Origin of the sequence: Lachnospira pectinoschiza (genome assembly GCF_020564355.1) — a bacterium.
Classification (GTDB): Bacteria; Bacillota; Clostridia; order Lachnospirales; family Lachnospiraceae; genus Lachnospira; species Lachnospira intestinalis.
Map to the genome: position 1 here is coordinate 189,462 of NZ_JAJCRR010000005.1, position 20,754 is coordinate 210,215.

16 protein-coding genes and 1 other annotated feature are annotated in these 20,754 nt (G+C 41.5%); of the genes, 15 read left to right on the plus strand and 1 reads right to left on the minus strand.

Features of this window, described 5'->3' with window-relative positions:
• Nucleotides 1-61 precede the first annotated feature (61 nt).
• Entirely contained in the window at nucleotides 62-1,453 is a 1,392-nt protein-coding gene (locus LI288_RS11455) for a class I adenylate-forming enzyme family protein (protein WP_227090495.1), read from the plus strand.
• A 152-nt stretch (nucleotides 1,454-1,605) separates the two neighbouring features.
• Here the strand turns inward: LI288_RS11455 and LI288_RS11460 are convergent, their stop codons facing one another.
• Complete coding sequence (locus LI288_RS11460; protein ID WP_227090496.1) at nucleotides 1,606-2,901, minus strand: hypothetical protein; 1,296 nt, start codon at nucleotides 2,899-2,901, stop codon at nucleotides 1,606-1,608.
• Nucleotides 2,902-3,306: 405 nt separating this feature from the next.
• On the opposite strand from LI288_RS11460, the gene rpmG reads away from it, so the two are divergent.
• The 14 genes from rpmG to tuf all read left to right on the plus strand — a co-directional run bounded on the left by rpmG (nucleotide 3,307) and on the right by tuf (nucleotide 20,664).
• A complete protein-coding gene (gene rpmG, locus LI288_RS11465) occupies nucleotides 3,307-3,456 on the plus strand; it encodes a 50S ribosomal protein L33 (protein ID WP_227090497.1) in 150 nt (49 codons plus the stop codon).
• A 23-nt stretch (nucleotides 3,457-3,479) separates the two neighbouring features.
• Complete coding sequence (gene secE, locus LI288_RS11470) at nucleotides 3,480-3,683, plus strand: preprotein translocase subunit SecE (protein WP_022432520.1); 204 nt, start codon at nucleotides 3,480-3,482, stop codon at nucleotides 3,681-3,683.
• Between the two features lie 15 nt (nucleotides 3,684-3,698).
• On the plus strand, nucleotides 3,699-4,235 hold the full coding sequence (gene nusG / locus LI288_RS11475; RefSeq protein WP_022432521.1) for a transcription termination/antitermination protein NusG: 537 nt from the start codon (nucleotides 3,699-3,701) through the stop codon (nucleotides 4,233-4,235).
• A 127-nt stretch (nucleotides 4,236-4,362) separates the two neighbouring features.
• Nucleotides 4,363-4,788, plus strand: coding sequence for a 50S ribosomal protein L11 (gene rplK / locus LI288_RS11480; protein WP_022432522.1), 426 nt, complete (start codon nucleotides 4,363-4,365; stop codon nucleotides 4,786-4,788).
• Between the two features lie 76 nt (nucleotides 4,789-4,864).
• A complete protein-coding gene (gene rplA / locus LI288_RS11485) occupies nucleotides 4,865-5,560 on the plus strand; it encodes a 50S ribosomal protein L1 (protein ID WP_022432523.1) in 696 nt (231 codons plus the stop codon).
• A gap of 67 nt (nucleotides 5,561-5,627) precedes the next feature.
• Nucleotides 5,628-5,792, plus strand: a sequence feature (ribosomal protein L10 leader region).
• 53 nt (nucleotides 5,793-5,845) lie between these two features.
• A complete protein-coding gene (gene rplJ / locus LI288_RS11490) occupies nucleotides 5,846-6,340 on the plus strand; it encodes a 50S ribosomal protein L10 (protein WP_227090498.1) in 495 nt (164 codons plus the stop codon).
• Nucleotides 6,341-6,451: 111 nt separating this feature from the next.
• Nucleotides 6,452-6,817, plus strand: coding sequence for a 50S ribosomal protein L7/L12 (rplL, locus tag LI288_RS11495; protein ID WP_022432525.1), 366 nt, complete (start codon nucleotides 6,452-6,454; stop codon nucleotides 6,815-6,817).
• Nucleotides 6,818-7,148: 331 nt separating this feature from the next.
• Nucleotides 7,149-11,120 (plus strand): DNA-directed RNA polymerase subunit beta, encoded by a 3,972-nt coding sequence (rpoB, locus tag LI288_RS11500; RefSeq protein ID WP_227090499.1) that lies wholly within the window; start codon nucleotides 7,149-7,151, stop codon nucleotides 11,118-11,120.
• Nucleotides 11,121-11,137: 17 nt separating this feature from the next.
• The gene (rpoC, locus tag LI288_RS11505) at nucleotides 11,138-14,818 is read left to right on the plus strand and encodes a DNA-directed RNA polymerase subunit beta' (protein ID WP_227090500.1); all 3,681 of its coding nucleotides are present in this window, start codon (nucleotides 11,138-11,140) and stop codon (nucleotides 14,816-14,818) included.
• Nucleotides 14,819-14,903: 85 nt separating this feature from the next.
• Nucleotides 14,904-15,827 carry a LicD family protein gene (locus tag LI288_RS11510; protein ID WP_227090501.1) on the plus strand — a complete coding sequence of 308 codons (924 nt, stop codon included), beginning with the start codon at nucleotides 14,904-14,906 and terminating at the stop codon, nucleotides 15,825-15,827.
• 195 nt (nucleotides 15,828-16,022) lie between these two features.
• The gene (rpsL, locus tag LI288_RS11515; protein ID WP_022432528.1) at nucleotides 16,023-16,442 is read left to right on the plus strand and encodes a 30S ribosomal protein S12; all 420 of its coding nucleotides are present in this window, start codon (nucleotides 16,023-16,025) and stop codon (nucleotides 16,440-16,442) included.
• A 270-nt stretch (nucleotides 16,443-16,712) separates the two neighbouring features.
• On the plus strand, nucleotides 16,713-17,183 hold the full coding sequence (gene rpsG / locus LI288_RS11520; protein ID WP_022432529.1) for a 30S ribosomal protein S7: 471 nt from the start codon (nucleotides 16,713-16,715) through the stop codon (nucleotides 17,181-17,183).
• 20 nt (nucleotides 17,184-17,203) lie between these two features.
• Complete coding sequence (gene fusA, locus LI288_RS11525) at nucleotides 17,204-19,366, plus strand: elongation factor G (protein WP_227090502.1); 2,163 nt, start codon at nucleotides 17,204-17,206, stop codon at nucleotides 19,364-19,366.
• A 104-nt stretch (nucleotides 19,367-19,470) separates the two neighbouring features.
• Complete coding sequence (gene tuf, locus LI288_RS11530) at nucleotides 19,471-20,664, plus strand: elongation factor Tu (protein ID WP_227090503.1); 1,194 nt, start codon at nucleotides 19,471-19,473, stop codon at nucleotides 20,662-20,664.
• The last annotated feature ends 90 nt before the right edge of the window (nucleotides 20,665-20,754 follow it).

The window sequence follows — 20,754 nt, forward strand, 5'->3', positions numbered from 1 at the left end:
ATAAATGTAAGAAACTTTTGTCACTTACATCGTGATAAAATAGATTGTCGGAGGACGGATTATGCAGGATACGAATTCGATTTACGGGCTGTTAAAAGAAAGCGCAGAAAAATATGCCGGGAAAACAGCCGTTTTATATGATACATTTGCAGGAAGCTATGAAAAGCTGTTTCGGGATGTGACCAATAAGGCAATTCATTTGCAGCATTTTGAGGGGAAGCGGGTTGCACTTTGCGGACCGTCATCATACCGGTGGATTGTCAATTTATTTGGTATTATTCTGGCGGGAAAAGATGTTGTGCTGGTGGACTCCTTTCTGCCGCATAAGGAACGGGAAAGCCTGCTGGAAAAAGTAGGGGTGGATTACATTTTATCTTCTACCAATCAGTACATCCTTGCAGACAGTCATGCCATCATGATACCGGGGGCAGAAAAAGATGATGTTGAGGGAGAATATAATCCGCAGACACCGGAAGGAAACGTATTGGTATTTACGGCAACAGATAAAGAATCTGATAAAGCGGTTGTGCTGACCACACAGAATCTGATGTATACGGTGAATGCAATGAATCATCACTGCTATTGCAGCGAGCATGACAGAGTGCTGGCACAGACTATGCTGTTTCATATTTTCGGACTGGTTTACAGTCTGTTGTGGCCGTTGGCAAACGGCGCGTGTGTATGTGTCGGACGTGGACTGCGTCATATTGATGCTGAAACCTATTATTACAAGACAACGATTCTTCCGGGTACACCGTCCATGATTGAATACTTAAAGAGAATCAAAGCATTTAATCCGGAACTGCGTACGATTGTCATTGGCGGCGCACCGAGCAGTTATAAGTTGTTTGAAAATTTAAAAGACCGCAATTACAACGTGTATACAATATACGGCATGGCAGAGTGCAGCGGTGGCATAGCCGTCAACCGTGAAATGGACGGCTCGTATGAATTGTATGATGATGAAGCGGTGCAGCTGGGCGCAGACGGAGAAATTTTAGTCGGCGGTCACTGTGTCATGAAAGAGTATGACAAGGACGAACAGACAACGAAGGAAGTTTTAAAAGATGGTATGTTCCATACCGGGGACTATGGACGGATGAACCGTTATGGCAGACTGGTGATTACAAAAAGAAATCCGGGTGTGTTACAGCTTCCGACCGGTGAAAAAATCTGCCGCCGGGTAATTAATGAGGAAATCACGGCAATTCACGGTGTTGCGGAAAGCTATCTCACAATGGACGGGGACAGGCTCACCACTGTAATCGTACCGATTGATAAAGAGATGACAGCGAACCGTATGAAGAAAAAGATTGATAAATACAATGAAAAGAAAGGATACCGCTGGGAAATCCAGAAAGTCATTGTATTAAAACAGAGCCTGCCAAAGCTTGAAAACGGTGAGGTAGATGGTGAAGCAATTCAGGAAATGTTAGAAACAGGACAATACTAGATATAAATATATAAAAAAGACAGAAAAGTCTGGCAGTCATATGGAAACTGCCTGCTTTTCTGCCTTTTTTTATACAGGTTATGCCGAATCAATACAGCATGTTTATATTATCAAAAGTCATCTGCCGGTGCATACGCGGCTCGTAATAGATTTTACATATACCCATCAAAAATCATGCCGGTATAGGCAGATAAATTATAGGGGTCATTTGTCGGGCGGAGCGGGTTTTTATAGGCGATAATCTTATTGTTGACATAATCCATAGGATTGAGTGAAATGTCTTCCGCTTTTTTCTGAACAGCCTGTTTAAAGGCATTCAGACCTGAAAAAATGTCGCCTAATGTGCCGTTATCTGCGGCAGAAATAATGGCATCACGGTCAACGGCAATCGTACCATTATCGGTAACGCTTAACCCGTTTTCATTTAAAAGGTGGTTGTAAGATTTTGCAATGCCTGCAAAGTCCTTTTTTAACTTTTCATTTCCTTCAAAATGTTCGTTGGCATCATTGGCTGTTATCGAAATCAAGTTGTTATAGCCGCCGATTAATTCGCCGATACTGTCGGCAATTGCATCGGTGTCGGTATTCATGCTGATGGTGACAGGCGCTTTGCCGGTTGTATCAAAAAAGGTCAGTACATAATTATTATCAATTGTCACCTCATTTGAAACAGAGGTGGCAGTTGTTCCGTTTACAGAATATACAGCATTTGCCGGATACTGTGTCACGCGGTCCAGACCCAGTGTAGATACCAGTTCGGTATTGGAATCGGAAGCATCTGAGGAATTCAGGGACTGGATATGGAAAATCGTCGGAGAAATTCCTCTGATGCCGGTTGCATCAGATGTGATGGAAATAGCAGAATTGCCAAGACCATCCGTTAAAAGCTGTGCGTTTAACCCGATATCAGCCTGGTTAATCAGACGTGCAATCTTTTGCTGGGTATCGGTTACGGTGTCAGTATCGTTTACACCGAACTCAAACTGATATGTCAAATCCTGCACCTGCAAGTCAAATGAGTATTCACCCGCTGCAAACGGTTTGGAATTTGGCTGTAAGAAGTTGCCGGTGTTTGTCTGTGGACAGGCAAGCTGTGAAACGGTAACTTCAAGCGGTTCATAATCCTGCGCACAAGAATCTCCGATATATTCGGCATCGATGACCTGCGGCGAACTGGATGTTGCGGAACGCTTGTATGTAATGGAATCTGTGGATTCATCGGAAAGCTCATCTGCAATCTGGCTTAATTCCCGTGCATTTTCTTTTAAATCAATAGCATATTTTAATGCCGCGTCAGAAAAATCAATCTTATAAGAAGGAGTCTGACTGTTGATTTTTTGTAATCTGCCAAAGGTGCTTTTGAGCTGGGCCTTTGAATGGGTATCATATTTAGAATATTCTCTGTGACCGTACTGGGCGGCATAGTAGTTATAAACCGAATTGATCATCGTCACGAACCTCCTTGTCTGCAATAATCTATATCTCGTGTATTGTGGTTATTAGTGGTAAGCTGTGAAGTTACAAAAACTATAATAGACAGCTTTACGTAAAAAAGCTGAATGTCCCGTTAGAAAATCCGTTTTCCATGTGGGGCATTTGTAAAAAAAGCAATTATCTAAAATGATTGGATAATATTATATACTAATATATTCGGAATGTCACGCAGTTTCTTTAAGGAAAATTTAAAGATTTGGATTAAAAAATTTGTCAAAAAAGATATTGACGAGTGCCTGTTTACTATGATAAACTAGAACGGCTATGGAAGCGGTCTTTTTTTTATGCCTAAAAAAGAACCAATTGGTGTAGAATCTCATACACCTACAAAAATTTAACGAAAATTGGAGGTGGAAGTTGTGCGCGTTAAGATAACATTGGCATGTACAGAGTGTAAACAGCGTAATTACAACACTACGAAGGATAAGAAAACTCATCCGGACAGAATGGAAACAAAGAAGTACTGTAAGTTCTGTAAATCACACACATTACACAAGGAAACCAAGTAATTTGGAGCAGTGAGGTAAAAGCTATGGGTGAAACTGTTAAAACAAAAAAACAGAAAAAAAGCTGGTTCAAAGGTTTAAAGGCTGAGTTCAAGAAAATTGTCTGGCCTGACCAGAAGTCACTTACAAAGGAAACTGCTGCGGTTGTGATTGTATCCGTTGTAGTCGGTGTAATCATTTCAGTAGTGGACTTGATTGCCCGCTTTGGTATCGAATTCTTGGTGAAGTAAGGAAAAGGTGATTAGATGGACGAAGCAAAATGGTATGTTGTCCACACTTATTCCGGTTATGAGAATAAGGTAAAGGCAAACATCGAAAAAACAGTTGAAAACAGAAATCTTCAGGACCAGGTTCTCGAAGTCATCGTTCCGCTTGAAACGGTTGTTGAAGTAAAGAACGGTGCAACAAAGTCTGCCCAGAAGAAGATGTTCCCTGGATACGTACTCATTAACATGGTGATGAACGATGACAGCTGGTATGTTGTCCGCAACACCCGAGGCGTTACAGGATTTGTAGGTCCGGGATCTAAACCGGTACCGCTCACTCCGGCTGAAATTAAATCACTTGGAATTACCCTTCCGGGAACTGAGGCTCCAAAGCCGGTTGTCCAGTTTGCTGGTAAAGTTGGTGACCAGGTAATGATTCTTTCAGGAGCATGGGAGAATACAGTTGGGGAAATTACAGCAATTAATGACGGCAAGCAGTGCCTGACCATTAATGTAGAAATGTTCGGCCGTGAAACACCGGTTGAGATTGGTTTTACAGACGTAAAACTTATGTAACAGAAAGCTTAAGCAGCTGCTTATGGGCATATAGGCAGTGAGGCATAAGCGTGGGAGATTGAAGCGGCAGATTTAAATCAGCCGTATCTTTCGCCAATTACCACATAATATTTAGGAGGTGCCTAAAATGGCAAAGAAAGTAACAGGTTATATCAAATTACAGATTCCTGCCGGCAAAGCTACACCGGCTCCACCAGTTGGTCCAGCTCTTGGTCAGCATGGTGTAAACATTGTAGAGTTTACAAAGCAGTTCAATGCAAAGACAGCAGATCAGGGAGATTTAATTATCCCGGTTGTTATCACAGTATATGCTGATAGAAGTTTCAGCTTTATTACAAAGACTCCGCCGGCAGCAGTTCTTTTAAAGAAGGCTTGCAACATTAAGTCAGGTTCTGGTACACCAAACAAGACAAAGGTTGCAAAGATTTCTAAGGAAGAAATCAAGAAAATTGCTGAATTAAAGATGCCAGACTTAAATGCTGCATCTATCGAGACTGCTATGTCTATGATAGAAGGAACAGCAAAGAGTATGGGAATCGTTGTAGAAGATTAATTGATTCATATTAATTTGATATATGTGGGAGGAAAGCAAGTCCCTTCCGATATTACCACTAGGAGGTTTTTTGATAATGAAAAGAGGAAAGAAATACGTTGAAGCGGCTAAGTTAATCGACCGCGCAACATTATATGAAGCTACAGATGCAGTCGCTCTTGTAAAGAAGTCTGCAGTAGCAAAATTTGACGAAACAATTGAAGCTCATATCAGAACAGGTTGTGATGGACGTCATGCTGATCAGCAGATCAGAGGTGCAGTTGTTCTTCCACACGGAACAGGTAAGACTGTTAAGGTTTTAGTTTTCGCTAAGGGTGCTAAGGCTGAAGAAGCTGAAGCAGCAGGCGCTGATTTCGTAGGCGGTGAGGAACTGATTCCTAAGATTCAGAATGATAACTGGTTCGATTTTGATGTTGTTGTTGCAACACCTGACATGATGGGCGTTGTTGGTCGTCTGGGACGTGTACTCGGTCCTAAGGGCTTAATGCCAAACCCGAAGGCTGGTACAGTTACAATGGATGTAACAAAAGCTGTTAATGATATCAAGGCTGGTAAGATTGAATACAGACTTGATAAGACAAATATCATTCACGTGCCAATTGGTAAGGCTTCATTTACTGAAGACCAGTTAGCGGACAACTTCCAGGCTATTATGGATGCAATCGTTAAGGCAAAGCCTTCAACATTAAAGGGTCAGTATTTAAGAAGTGTTGTACTTACTTCTACAATGGGTCCTGGTGTTAAGGTCAGCACAGCAAAATATGTTGGCTAATTTGTAAAAAACGGTTGACAACCTATATATGAAGATAGTATACTATCATTTGTTTGTGTGATACATCACACAATGCAATATTTTGCCTAAGACAGCAGGTCCCCATCCGGGGTTAAAGGTTATTCGCCTACCGAGGATTATGAAATGCGGCAGACAGACAGTCTGCGGTATATTAAGACATGAATCTACGTCCTCTGAAGTCTTGTGCTTTGGAGGACTTTTTTATGAATTGGGCAGAATTTATCCCTCTGGTGGGATACAAATCTAACAGGAGGTAACAAATTCATGGCAAAGGTAGAACTTAAAGCACCTATCGTAGACGAAATTTCAGGACACTTAAATGGCGCACAGGGCGTTGTTTTAGTTGACTACCGTGGCTTAACTGTAGAGCAGGATACACAGCTTCGTAAGCAGTTAAGAGAAGCCGGTGTCGTTTACAAGGTATATAAGAATACTTTAGTAAAGAGAGCTATCGCAGGTACAGAATTCGAGCCAATGACAGATATGCTTGAAGGACCTACAGCAATTGCTATCTGCACTACAGATGCAACAGCTCCGGCTAGAATCCTTAGCAACTTCGCTAAGACAGCCGAAGCTCTTGAATTAAAGTGCGGTGTTGTTGAAGGAACATACTACGATGCAGCTGGCATTCAGACAATTGCTTCTATTCCGTCAAGAGACGAACTTCTCAGCAAGTTCCTTGGAAGCATCCAGTCACCTATTACAAACTTTGCACGTGTTATTAAGCAGATCGCTGAAAAGAACGAAGAAGTTGCTTAATTTCCGTGTCCGGATACAAAACGTATCCATGGAAATGTTGAACAGAGTCTGTACGGATACCGTATGGACGGTCCGGGCAGCAGCCCAATAATATAAAAGGAGAGTAAATAAATGACTACACAGGAAATCATTGAAGTTATTAAGGGATTATCAGTATTAGAATTAAACGATTTAGTTAAGGCTTGCGAAGAAGAATTCGGCGTATCTGCAGCAGCAGGCGTTGTTGTTGCAGCAGCAGGTGCTGGCGCAGCAGCAGGTGAAGAAAAGACAGAATTCGACGTAGAACTTACAGAAGCTGGCGCTAACAAGGTTAAGGTTATCAAGGTTGTTCGTGAAATCACAGGTCTTGGCTTAAAGGAAGCTAAGGAAGTTGTTGATGGCGCACCTAAGGTTGTTAAGGAAGGCGCTTCTAAGGAAGAAGCTGAAGAAATTCAGAAGAAGCTTGAAGCTGAAGGCGCTAAGGTTACTCTTAAGTAATTTTACCCACAACAGTATCAATATAAAATTAAGAACCGGATTCCTGCGGGAGTCCGGTTTTTTACGTTATAGAAATACTGTACGGCAGCGGTGTAATTCGTGAAAATGAATTTACTTTCAATTCTGAAAATGTTATAATATTCATAATTATGCGCGCAAATGTAATAAAAAGGAAAAATTGGTAAAAATTATCATGTATAGTGCTTGACAGACAAGTGACTGTATGCTATTATGGACAATGCACTATTGTGTATGCTTATGCTTTTTTATTGCATTGCATATTAAAAATATCAGATTTTATATAAAAATAAACACAAGGGGTGAAACGTCAATGGAGAAAAACAGAATGCGTCCGGTCAAGGCAGGCAAGAGCATGAGAATGAGCTATTCAAGACAGAAAGAAGTTCTTGAAATGCCGAACCTTATTGAAGTTCAGAAGGACTCTTATCAGTGGTTCCTGGATGAAGGGTTAAAAGAAGTTTTTGATGATATCTCTCCAATAGCAGACTACAATGGCAGATTGAGTCTGGAATTTGTTGACTTTGCTTTATGCGAAGATGATGTCAAGTATTCTATTGAAGAATGTAAGGAAAGAGATGCTACATATGCAGCACCTCTGAAGGTAAGAGTAAGACTCCACAATAAGGAAAGTGAAGATATCAGCGAACATGAAATTTTCATGGGCGACCTTCCACTTATGACAAAGACGGGAACATTCGTTATCAACGGAGCAGAACGAGTTATCGTCAGCCAGCTGGTACGTTCACCAGGTATCTATTACGATATCCAGAAGGATAAGTACGGTAAGATTTTCCTTTACAGCTCACAGGTTATCCCAAACCGTGGTGCATGGTTAGAGTATGAAACAGATGCCAACGATGTGTTCTATGTTAAAGTAGATAGAAATAAAAAGGTTCCTGTAACCGTGCTGATTCGTGCACTCGGTTTCGGAACAAATGCTGAAATTATTGATATTTTCGGCGAAGAACCAAAGCTTCTTGCTACAATGGAGAAGGATACTTCTACAAACTATCAGGAAGGTATTTTAGAGCTTTATAAGAAGTTAAGACCAGGTGAACCGTTATCTGTAGATAGTGCGGAAGCGCTGATTTCAGGTATGTTCTTTGATCCGAGAAGATATGACCTTGCAAAGGTGGGAAGATATAAGTTTAATAAGAAGCTTTCTTTCAAGAGCAGACTTTCAGGGCATATCCTTGCAGATGATGTTGTGGATACACAGGGCAATGTCATTGCACAGGCAGGCGATAAGCTTGACAGAGAAACAGCACAGGCAATTCAGGATGCAGCGGTTCCGGCAGTCTTCTTAAATGTAGATTTAAGAAACAGTGACGGTACAATTACAACAAAGAGAGTAAAAGTGCTGTCTAACATGGCAGTTGATATTACAAAATGGGTTGATATTTCAAAGGAAGAAGCAAGAAAACTCGGTGTTACAGAAGCTGTATTCTTCCCTGTACTCAGCCAGATTTTAGCTGAAAATGAATCACTTGAAGAAATCAAAGAAGCAATCTGCAAGAACATTGCCGATTTGATTCCAAAGCACATTACTGTAGAAGATATTATTGCTTCTATTAATTATAATATGCACCTTGAATACGGCGTTGGTACAAAGGATGATATTGATCACCTTGGTAACAGACGTATCAGAGCGGTCGGCGAACTGTTACAGAACCAGTTCAGAATCGGTATTTCCAGAATGGAAAGAGTTGTCAGGGAAAGAATGTCCACACAGGACTTAAGCGGTATTTCTCCGCAGTCCCTGATTAACATTAAACCGGTTACGGCAGCGATTAAGGAATTCTTCGGAAGTTCCCAGCTGTCACAGTTCATGGATCAGAATAACCCGTTGTCAGAAATTACGCATAAAAGACGTCTTTCTGCATTAGGACCGGGTGGTCTGTCAAGAGATCGTGCCGGTTTCGAGGTTCGAGATGTTCACTATACACATTACGGAAGAATGTGTCCTATTGAAACACCTGAAGGTCCGAACATCGGTCTGATTAACTCACTTGCATCTTATGCAAGAATTAACGAATATGGTTTTGTAGAGGCACCGTACCGTCTGGTAGACAGAACCGATCCAAAGAATCCGCGTGTTACCGATGAAGTACAGTACTTTACGGCTGATGAAGAAGATGATTATCATGTAGCACAGGCGAATGCGGAAATTGACGAAGAAGGACATTTCGTTAAGAATACTGTATCCGGCCGTTACAGAGAAGAAACTTCTGAATTTGACAAGACACAGATTGAATTAATGGACGTATCGCCAAAGATGGTATTCTCTGTTGCGACATCCATGATTCCGTTCCTTCAGAACGATGACTGTACACGAGCGCTGATGGGTTCCAACATGCAGCGTCAGGCCGTACCGCTTCTGATGACAGAAGCACCGGTTATTGGTACAGGTATTGAAAATAAGACAGCAAGAGACTCAGGTGTCTGCGTTGTAGCAGAAGCAGACGGTGAAGTCCTTTTGTCTGAATCTGATAAAATTATTGTAAGAGAAGATGACGGCAAGGTACATGAGTATAAGCTGACAAAGTTCTCAAGAAGTAACCAGAGCAACTGCTATAACCAGCGTCCAATCGTATTTAAAGGTGACAAGGTGAAGGAAGGCGATGTTATCGCAGATGGTCCTTCTACACAGAATGGTGAAATTGCATTAGGTAAGAACCCGTTAATCGGTTTCATGACATGGGAAGGTTACAACTACGAAGATGCTGTATTATTAAGTGAACGTCTGGTGCGTGATGATGTATACACTTCTATCCATATTGAAGAATATGAAATTGAAGCCCGTGATACAAAGTTAGGACCGGAAGAAATCACAAGAGATATTCCTTCCGCAAGCAGTGATTCTATCAAGGATCTGGATGAAAACGGTGTGATCCGCATCGGTGCAGAAGTACGTGCCGGAGATATTCTGGTTGGTAAAGTAACACCAAAGGGTGAAACAGAACTGACAGCCGAAGAAAGACTGCTTCGCGCAATCTTTGGTGAAAAGGCAAGAGAAGTAAGAGATACTTCATTAAAGGTACCTCATGGTGAATATGGTATCGTTGTGGCAGTGAAGACATTTACAAGAGAAAACAGCGATGAACTGGCACCGGGTGTCAGCAAGTCTGTCCGCATCTATATTGCACAGAAGAGAAAGATTTCTGTAGGTGATAAGATGGCCGGCCGTCATGGTAACAAGGGTGTCGTTTCCAGAGTTCTCCCTGTGGAAGATATGCCATTCCTTCCAAACGGACGTCCGCTTGATATCGTCTTAAACCCTCTGGGTGTGCCTTCACGAATGAATATCGGACAGGTGCTTGAAATCCATTTAAGTCTTGCAGCAAAGGTGCTTGGCTTTAACATTTCTACACCGGTATTCGACGGTGCAGACGAAAATGATATTATGGATACACTGGATATGGCAAATGACTATGCAAATACACCTTTTGACGATGAAGAATTACAGCGTGAAAAGGCAGCTGCACAGGAAAATGGCGAAGATTATCCGGAAGATATGGTAACATTTACAGATAAATATAAAGAACTGCTGAATCCTGACGTATTCCAGTATCTGAGTGACAACAGAGCACACAGAGAAGAATGGAAGGGTGTTCCGATCGGACGTGACGGTAAGGTAAGACTGCGTGACGGACGTACAGGTGAATATTTTGACAGTCCTGTAACAATCGGTTTCATGCACTACTTAAAGCTCCATCATCTGGTTGATGATAAGATTCATGCACGTTCAACAGGTCCTTACTCACTTGTAACACAGCAGCCGCTCGGTGGTAAAGCGCAGTTCGGTGGACAGCGTTTCGGTGAAATGGAAGTTTGGGCACTGGAAGCTTACGGTGCATCATATACATTACAGGAAATCCTGACTGTGAAGTCCGATGATGTTGTAGGACGAGTTCGTACTTACGAAGCAATCATCAAGGGTGAAAATATCCCTGAACCGGGTATTCCGGAATCCTTCAAGGTACTTTTAAAGGAACTCCAGTCCCTGGCATTAGACGTAAGAGTGCTTGATAAGGATAACAATGAAGTGAAACTGCTTGAAAGCTCTGAATACGAAGTAACTGACTTCAAGAAAGTTCTTGATGATGGCAGATACAGACGTGACAGCAGAGAAGAGGAAGCAGAATATGCTAAGAATGGTTCAACCATTCAGACAGTCGGTGAAGACGGCTTTGAAGATGCAGAGGATGTAGAGTATGCCGGCGATGATGCATTTGATGATGCAGATGATTATGGCGATGGCAATTCAGATATGATGGATTAATAGAAGGGAGCACGATCATGGCAGAAGAATCAAAAAGAGATTTGACCAGTCAGTCTATGAAGTTTGATAAGATTCAGATTAAACTGGCTTCTCCGGAGGATATTTTAGAGTGGTCTCACGGTGAGGTTACAAAGCCGGAGACAATCAACTACAGAACTTTAAAACCGGAAAAAGATGGTTTGTATTGTGAAAGAATCTTTGGACCGAGTAAGGACTGGGAGTGTCACTGCGGTAAATATAAAAAAATCAAAGATAAGGGTATTATCTGCGATAAGTGTGGTGTCGAAGTAACAAAGGCCAGTGTCCGTAGAGATCGTATGGGACATATCCATTTAGCGGCTCCTGTTTCCCATATCTGGTATTTTAAGGGAATTCCTAGCCGTATGGATCTGATTCTGGACATCGGACCGAAGAACCTTGAAAAAGTATTATATTTTGCAGCTTATATTGTAATTGATCCGGGTACGACAGAAATTCCGTTCAAGAAGATTTTAACAGAACAGGAATACCGTGAACTCTACGATCAGTACGGCAATACATTCCGTGTCGGCATGGGTGCGGAAGCCATTTATGAACTGCTTAAAAATGTAGATTTGGAATCAGAAGTTGCAAAGTTAAAGGAAGAACTTGAAAATACAACTTCCCAGAAGGCAGCAAGACTCATTAAGAGAATTGAAGTCATGGAAGCGTTTTTAACAGCCGGAACAAGACCGGAATGGATGATCTTAACTGAAATTCCGGTAATCCCACCGGATTTAAGACCAATGGTACAGTTAGACGGTGGACGTTTTGCAACATCCGATTTAAATGACTTATATAGAAGAATCATCAACAGAAACAACAGACTTGCACGTCTGATTGAGCTGGGCGCTCCGGAAATCATTATCCGTAATGAAAAGAGAATGCTTCAGGAAGCTGTTGATGCTCTGATTGATAACGGACGTAGAAACGGACGTCCGGTAACAGGTCCTGGTAACAGAGCGTTAAAGTCACTTTCAGACCTGTTAAAGGGTAAGCAGGGACGTTTCCGTCAGAACCTCCTTGGTAAGCGAGTTGACTATTCAGGCCGTTCTGTTATCGTTGTAGGTCCTGAATTAAAGATTTATCAGTGTGGTCTTCCAAAGGAAATGGCAATTGAGCTGTTTAAGCCGTTTGTTATGAGAGAACTGGTAAGACGTGGACTGGCTGACAATATTAAGAAAGCGAAAAAGAGCGTAGAACATCTTGAAAACAGCGTATGGGATGTGCTGGAAGATGTTATCAAAGAGCATCCGGTTATGTTAAACCGTGCTCCTACACTGCACAGACTTGGTATTCAGGCATTCGAGCCAATCCTTGTAGAAGGTAAGGCAATTAAGCTGCATCCGCTTGTTTGTACAGCGTTCAACGCCGATTTCGATGGTGACCAGATGGCCGTCCATCTGCCACTTTCAGTAGAAGCACAGGCAGAATGCCGCTTCATGCTGCTTTCACCAAACAACCTGTTAAAGCCGTCTGATGGTGGCCCTGTAGCTGTTCCTTCACAGGATATGGTTCTTGGTATTTACTATCTGACACAGGAAAGACCGGGGGCAAAGGGTGAAGGTAAGTTCTTTAAGAATGTAAACGAAGCACTTCTTGCATATGAAAACGGAGTTATTACATTACACTCTAAGATTTTAGTTCATATGACAAAGACCGATGCAGAAGGCAATACCGTTTCAGGTAATGTAGAATCTACACTGGGAAGATTTATTTTCAATGAAATTCTCCCACAGGATTTAGGATATGTAGACAGAAGCAAGGAAGAAAACCAGATGCTTCTGGAGGTTGATTTCCATGTAGGAAAGAAGCAGTTAAAGGATATTTTACAGCACGTTATTAATACCCACGGTACAACGACAACAGCCGAAGTACTTGATGATATTAAGGCAATGGGTTATAAGTATTCTACAAGAGCAGCCATGACCGTTTCTATTTCAGAAATGACTGTGCCGCCGATTAAGAAGAAACTGATTTCCGATGCAGAAAAGAAGGTTGAACAGATTACTGTAAACTACAACAGAGGTCGTTCAACAGATGAAGAAAGACATAAGAATGTTATCCGCGTATGGCAGGAAACGGATGAGGCATTAAAGGATGCCCTGATTGAAGGTCTTGATAAATACAACAACATCTTCATGATGGCCGATTCAGGTGCCCGTGGTTCTAACCAGCAGATTAAGCAGCTTGCAGGTATGCGTGGTTTGATGGCAGATACATCCGGTAATACAATCGAACTCCCAATCAAGTCCAACTTCCGTGAAGGTCTTGATGTACTGGAATACTTCATTTCAGCGCATGGTGCGCGTAAGGGTCTGTCCGATACAGCGCTTCGTACAGCCGATTCAGGATACCTTACAAGACGTCTTGTAGACGTATCACAGGATTTGATTATCAGAGAAACAGACTGCAGCGCCGGTAAGGCAATTCCGGGTATGTATGTATCTGAATTCGTAAATGATAAGGCAACTGCAAGCAGTGATGCAAAGGCAGATATCCTTGAATCATTAGAAGAACGTATTACAGGCAGATATCTTGCAGAAGACATCATTGATCCGTCTACCGGTGAAGTGATTTTAGCTGCAAACCACCTTGTAACACCAAAGAGAGCAGCACAGATTGTTGCAACAGGTGTTGAAAAGGTTAAAATCAGAACAATTCTTACCTGCCGTTCACACATCGGTGTATGTGCAAAGTGCTACGGTTCTAACATGGCGACAGGTCAGACCGTACAGGTTGGTGAAGCTGTTGGTATTATCGCTGCCCAGTCTATCGGTGAACCGGGTACACAGCTTACTATGCGTACTTTCCATACAGGTGGTGTTGCCGGTGATAATATTACACAGGGTCTTCCTCGTGTCGAAGAACTTTTTGAAGCAAGAAAGCCAAAGGCACTTGCTGTACTGGCAGAGTTTGGCGGTGTCGTAAGCTTTGCAAAGACAGAAAAGAAGACAGATATTGTTATTACAGACGATGATGGTAACTCAAAGGCTTATCCTGTATCTAGAGATACAAGAGTCAAGGTTCAGGAAGGTCAGATTGTTGTAAAGGGTGAAGAAATCACAGAAGGTTCTGAAAATCCTCATGATATCGTAAGAATCCTCGGCGTACGTGCCGTACAGGATTACGTACTGCGTGAAGTTCAGAAGGTTTACCGTATCCAGGGTGTAGAAATCAACGATAAGCATATCGAATTGATTGTACGCCAGATGTTAAAGAAGATTGTTATTGAATCTCCTGGAGATTCAGAATTCCTGACAGGTTCTCAGGTAGATACAATTGAATTTACGGAAGTAAACGAAAAGCTGGAAGAGGAAGGCAAGACTCCTGCAACAGGTACTTCAATTATTCTGGGTATTACAAAGGCTTCTCTTGCAACAAATTCATTCCTGTCAGCTGCTTCCTTCCAGGAAACAACAAAGGTTCTGACAGATGCCGCTATTAACGGCAAGGTCGATCCGCTGATTGGTCTGAAGGAAAACGTTATCATTGGTAAACTGATTCCTGCCGGTACAGGTATGAAGCGTTATCAGAACGTTGAACTGGATTCTAATGAAAGGGTCCGCAAAGAAATTGAAGAAGAAGCAGCCGAAAGAGCAAAAGAGGAAGCTGCATCTGACATTTCTGATGACGAAACACTGGAACTGACGGAAGAAGAAGTTACAGTAACTGAATAGAAAAATTTTTGCAGGTGGTGGGGCATAAGTCCTCACCACCTTGTTTTGTTTTACAGGAGAGGTATGCATTCGGAGGAGACCAAAAATGTATTTTGATGATAAATATTTTAAAACGGAAGAAATAGACGGCTTTGTTGTTGACAGTATGATGAAAAGAGCATGGGCGGCGGAAATGGAAATTATGCAGGAAATCGACAGAATATGTAAGGAAAATGACCTGCAATACTATGCGGCATGGGGAACATTACTCGGAACAATAAGACATAAAGGATTTATTCCATGGGATGATGATATTGATATATGGATGAAAAGAAAGGATTATAACAGATTTATTGAAATTATAAAAAAGGAACTGGACAGTACTTTCTGTATCTGCCATTACAGTACGCTTGAGCAATGGGACCAGTATTTTTTAAGAATAACGAATGGCAGGGAAATCAATACAAATGAAGAGCATTTGAAAAGATTTCATGGATTTCCTTTTGTTGCAGGAGTAGATGTTTTTCCGCTTGATTATATCAGTGATGATGAAGAAGAAATGGAGATTCAAAAGGAACTGATAAAAATTATATATCAGATAATCAAAGTAAGCGGCAAAGGCAGAGTCTGTGATGAGCCGGAAGAAAATCAAAAGGTGATAAAGCAGATCGAGGAATTGTGCAATATACACTTAAACTGGGAAGGCTGTGTGGCAAATGAGCTTTTAAAAGTATGTGATACATTATATTCTTTATATAATGAAAACGACAGCCACACACTGACGGAATATTATTATTTTTATGAAAATCCCCAAATACAGTTTCCAGAAGAATATTTTGTGCAAATAACAGAAATGGATTTTGAAATCATGAAAATGCCAGTTATGAAAAATTACGATGAAGTTTTAACAATATTATTCGGCGATTATATGACACCGGTCTGGGGAACACAGGAGCATGATTATCCGTTTTATAAGAAACAGCAGGAACTGCTGGAGGCGTATTTAAAAACAAATGAATCCGATCATTAAAGTATCAATGCAGCAAAAATGTCTTATAAAAAATAAAACGTCTTATAAAAAATAAAAAAGTGCTTGACATATAAAAATATAAAATATATACTAAACAAGTGTGTGATAACAGGAAAGCCCTGCTATGCCACATTATTCAGAAATGAACTGAATATGCAACCATGAATTATTCTAATTCCGGGAGGTGAAAAAGGAATGCCTACATTTAACCAGTTAGTAAGACAGGGAAGAAAAACAACAGTAAAGAAGTCTACAGCACCAGCTCTTCAGAAGGGATACAACTCACTTCAGAAGAAAGCAACAGACGTAGCTGCTCCACAGAAGAGAGGCGTTTGTACAGCTGTTAAGACTGCAACACCTAAGAAGCCTAACTCAGCCCTTAGAAAGATTGCCAGAGTTCGTCTTTCAAACGGTATTGAAGTAACATCTTATATCCCAGGTGAAGGACACAATCTTCAGGAACACAGCGTTGTTCTGATCAGAGGTGGACGTGTTAAGGATTTACCAGGTACAAGATATCACATCGTTCGTGGTGTACTTGATACAGCAGGTGTCGCTAAGAGAAGACAGGCACGTTCTAAATACGGTGCCAAGAGACCTAAGGATGCTAAATAATTAGTATCGTAAAGGCAAATTGCAGGTTGGCGGATTTTCTAAAAACCATGCAGTAAAACGCGGAAATGGTCCGCATTTATTCACAATATGATTTATAACAAGTGCCGGAGTTAGATTAATCCGAAGGTTGCAGGTTTAAGATATACCGCGCACGTACACAGCCGATTATCCCGATGGCGGCAGCCTTTATTGGATGTCGCAGGTGGAAAAAGGTCATATATATTTGTGAGTACCGATGAATTAATGAATATTGTTAAGGAGGGAAGAACCGTGCCACGTAAAGGACATACTCAGAAAAGAGATGTATTAGCAGATCCTATTTACAATAATAAGGTCGTGACAAAGCTTATCAACAACATTATGCTTGATGGTAAGAGAGGAGTTGCCCAGAAGATTGTATACGGAGCATTTGACAGAGTCGCAGCAAAGACTGAAAGACCTGCTATCGAAGTTTTCGAAGAAGCTATGAACAATATCATGCCAGTTCTTGAAGTTAAGGCTAGACGTATCGGTGGTGCTACTTATCAGGTACCGATCGAAGTTAAGCCGGACAGAAGACAGGCTTTAGCTCTTCGTTGGATGACAGCTTATTCTCGTGCAAGAGGCGAGAAGACAATGGAAGAAAGACTTGCAAATGAAATCCTCGATGCTGCAAACAATACAGGATCTTCTGTAAAGAAGAAAGAAGATATGCACAAGATGGCAGAAGCAAACAAGGCTTTTGCTCATTACAGATTCTAATAATATAGGAGGATTTACCGATGGCTGGAAGAGAATATCCATTGGAGAGAACCAGAAATATTGGTATCATGGCTCATATCGATGCAGGTAAGACTACATTAACAGAGCGTATCCTTTATTATACTGGTGTAAACCACAAAATTGGTGATACTCATGAAGGTACTGCTACCATGGACTGGATGGCCCAGGAGCAGGAAAGAGGTATCACAATTACTTCAGCTGCTACAACATGTCACTGGACACCGGAAAAAGAAGGTAAGCCAGATAAGACACAGCCAGAATACCGTATCAACATCATTGATACTCCGGGTCACGTTGACTTCACAGTAGAAGTTGAACGTTCACTTAGAGTTCTTGATGGTGCTGTAGGTGTGTTCGATGCTCAGAACGGTGTAGAACCGCAGTCAGAGAACGTATGGCGTCAGGCTGATAAATACAATGTACCACGTATGGCTTTCATGAACAAGATGGATAAGATGGGTGCAGATTTCTTTGGATCATGCAACCAGCTTATAACAAAGCTTGGTAAGAATCCTGTACTTGTACAGATTCCGATTGGTAAGGAAGATGAATTTAAGGGTATCATCGACTTATTTGAAATGAAGGCTTATGTCTTCAACGGAGATAAGGGTGATGATATTTCCGTAGGTGAAATTCCTGATGATTTAAAGGATCAGGCTCAGGAATATCATGACAAGCTCATTGAACAGTGTGCTGAACTTGATGAAGACCTTATGGAAAAGTTCTTTAATGATGAAGAACTTACAATTCCTGAATTAAAGGCAGCTTTAAGAAAGGGTACTATCGAAGGTACAGCAATTCCTTGTCTTTGCGGTACAGCTTATAAGAACAAGGGTGTTCAGAAGCTTCTTGATGCAGTTATCGAATACATGCCTGCACCAACAGATATCCCGGATATCACAGGTGTTGATGAAGACGGTAACGAAGTTACAAGAAAGTCATCTGATGAAGAACCATTCTCAGCTCTTGCATTCAAGATTATGACAGACCCATTCGTTGGTAAGCTGGCATTCTTCAGAGTTTACTCTGGTACATTGAACGGTGGTTCATATGTATTAAATGCAAACAAGAACAAGAAGGAAAGAGTTGGCCGTATCCTTCAGATGCATGCTAACAACAGAAAAGAAATTGATAAGGTTTATTCTGGAGATATCGCAGCTGCTGTAGGTCTGAAGTTCACTGTAACAGGTGATACAATCTGTGACGAACAGCATCCGGTTATCTTAGAGTCAATGGAATTCCCAGAGCCGGTTATCGAACTTGCTATCGAACCAAAGACTAAGAATGACCAGGGTAAGATGGGTGAAGCTTTAGCAAAGCTTGCTGAAGAAGATCCGACATTCCGTGCCCACACAGATCAGGAAACCGGTCAGACAATTATCGCAGGTATGGGTGAACTTCATCTTGATATCATCGTAGACAGACTTCTTCGTGAATTCAAGGTAGAAGCAAACGTAGGTGCTCCACAGGTTGCTTACAGAGAATGCTTTACAAAGGCAGTTGATGTTGATAGTAAGTATGCTAAGCAGTCAGGTGGTCGTGGTCAGTATGGTCACTGTAAAGTACGTTTCTCACCACTTGAAGCAAACGTTGATAAGTTCGATGTTGAAACAAAGAATACAGTATTAATCAATGAGCCTCCGGTACTTTTCTGTGAATCATCAGTAGTTGGTGGTGCTATTCCTAAGGAATACATCCCTTCAGTTGCAGATGGTATCCGTGAAGCCGCTAACTCAGGTATTTTAGCTGGATTCCCGGTTCTCGGACTTAGAGCAGATATCTATGATGGATCTTACCATGAAGTCGATTCATCAGAAATGGCATTCCACATTGCCGGTTCTATGGCATTCAAGGATGCTATGGCTAAGGCAGCTCCGGCACTTCTTGAGCCAATCATGAAGGTTGAAGTTACAATGCCGGAAGAATACATGGGTGATGTTATCGGTGATATCAACTCTCGTAGAGGACGTATCGAAGGTATGGAAGATATCTCAGGTGGTAAGATGATTAAAGCATTCGTTCCGCTTTCAGAGATGTTCGGATATGCTACCGACCTTCGTTCTAAGACACAGGGTCGTGGTAACTACTCTATGTTCTTTGATAAGTATGAACAGGCTCCAAAGTCCGTTCAGGATAAGGTTATTGCTTCAAGAGCAAAATAATCTAATAAAAATATAGTTGCAAAATATTTAAAAATGCAATATAATAGATTTTAGCTATGAAACCCCATAAAGGGTATGAATCATTTTAAGGAGGATTTTAAACAATGGCAAAGGCTAAATTTGAAAGAACTAAACCACATTGTAACATTGGTACAATTGGACACGTAGATCATGGTAAGACTACACTTACAGCTGCTATCACAAAGACTCTTCATGAGAGACTTGGTACAGGTGAAGCTGTTGCATTCGAAAATATCGATAAGGCTCCAGAAGAAAGAGAAAGAGGTATCACAATCTCTACAGCTCACGTTGAATATGAAACAGAAAAGAGACATTACGCTCACGTTGACTGCCCAGGTCATGCCGATTACGTTAAGAACATGATCACTGGTGCTGCTCAGATGGATGCTGGTATCCTCGTAGTAGCTGCTACAGATGGTGTTATGGCTCAGACAAGAGAACATATCCTTCTTGCTCGTCAGGTAGGTGTTCCTTACATCGTTGTATTCATGAACAAGTGTGATATGGTTGATGATCCGGAACTTCTTGAATTAGTAGATATGGAAATCAGAGAACTCCTTAACGAGTATGGCTTCCCAGGCGATGACACACCAATCATCCAGGGTTCAGCTCTTAAGGCTCTTGAAGATCCGAACAGCGAATGGGGCGATAAGATTCTTGAACTTATGCACACAATCGATGAATATGTTCCAGATCCAGAAAGAGATACAGATAAGCCATTCCTTATGCCAGTAGAAGACGTATTCTCTATCACAGGTCGTGGTACTGTTGCTACAGGTAGAGTAGAACGTGGTGTTCTTCATATAAATGAAGAAGTTGAAATCGTTGGTATCCATGATGACATTCGTAAGGTTGTTGTAACTGGTATCGAAATGTTCAGAAAGCTTCTTGATGAAGCACAGCCAGGTGATAATATTGGTGCACTTCTTAGAGGTGTTCAGAGAGACGAAATCCAGAGAGGACAGGTTCTCTGCAAGCCAGGTTCAATTACACCTCATCACAAGTTTACAGCTCAGGTTTACGTATTAACAAAGGACGAAGGTGGACGTCATACTCCATTCTTCAACAACTACAGACCACAGTTCTACTTCAGAACAACTGATGTTACTGGTGTTTGTGAACTTCCAGCTGGTACAGAAATGTGCATGCCTGGTGATAACGTAGAAATGACAGTTGAACTTATCCACAACGTAGCTATGGAGCAGGGTCTTCGTTTCGCTATCCGTGAAGGTGGACGTACAGTAGGTTCAGGTGCTGTTGCTACAATCATTGAGTAATTTTATTGGTTGATGTACTCAGTATTTATACAGTAAATTTAAAGGCTTCCGGGATTTTCCCGGAAGCCTTTTTTTGGCTTGCTCAGCCAT

Bases quoted from the DNA above. Each gene is read 5' to 3' on its own strand.
- LI288_RS11455 (WP_227090495.1), top strand. From the start codon at position 62: ATGCAGGATACGAATTCGATTTACGGGCTGTTAAAAGAAAGCGCAGAA.
- LI288_RS11460 (WP_227090496.1), bottom strand. From the start codon at position 2,901: ATGATCAATTCGGTTTATAACTACTATGCCGCCCAGTACGGTCACAGA.
- secE (WP_022432520.1), top strand. From the start codon at position 3,480: ATGGGTGAAACTGTTAAAACAAAAAAACAGAAAAAAAGCTGGTTCAAA.
- nusG (WP_022432521.1), top strand. From the start codon at position 3,699: ATGGACGAAGCAAAATGGTATGTTGTCCACACTTATTCCGGTTATGAG.
- rplK (WP_022432522.1), top strand. From the start codon at position 4,363: ATGGCAAAGAAAGTAACAGGTTATATCAAATTACAGATTCCTGCCGGC.
- rplA (WP_022432523.1), top strand. From the start codon at position 4,865: ATGAAAAGAGGAAAGAAATACGTTGAAGCGGCTAAGTTAATCGACCGC.
- rplJ (WP_227090498.1), top strand. From the start codon at position 5,846: ATGGCAAAGGTAGAACTTAAAGCACCTATCGTAGACGAAATTTCAGGA.
- rplL (WP_022432525.1), top strand. From the start codon at position 6,452: ATGACTACACAGGAAATCATTGAAGTTATTAAGGGATTATCAGTATTA.
- rpoB (WP_227090499.1), top strand. From the start codon at position 7,149: ATGGAGAAAAACAGAATGCGTCCGGTCAAGGCAGGCAAGAGCATGAGA.
- rpoC (WP_227090500.1), top strand. From the start codon at position 11,138: ATGGCAGAAGAATCAAAAAGAGATTTGACCAGTCAGTCTATGAAGTTT.
- LI288_RS11510 (WP_227090501.1), top strand. From the start codon at position 14,904: ATGTATTTTGATGATAAATATTTTAAAACGGAAGAAATAGACGGCTTT.
- rpsL (WP_022432528.1), top strand. From the start codon at position 16,023: ATGCCTACATTTAACCAGTTAGTAAGACAGGGAAGAAAAACAACAGTA.
- fusA (WP_227090502.1), top strand. From the start codon at position 17,204: ATGGCTGGAAGAGAATATCCATTGGAGAGAACCAGAAATATTGGTATC.
- tuf (WP_227090503.1), top strand. From the start codon at position 19,471: ATGGCAAAGGCTAAATTTGAAAGAACTAAACCACATTGTAACATTGGT.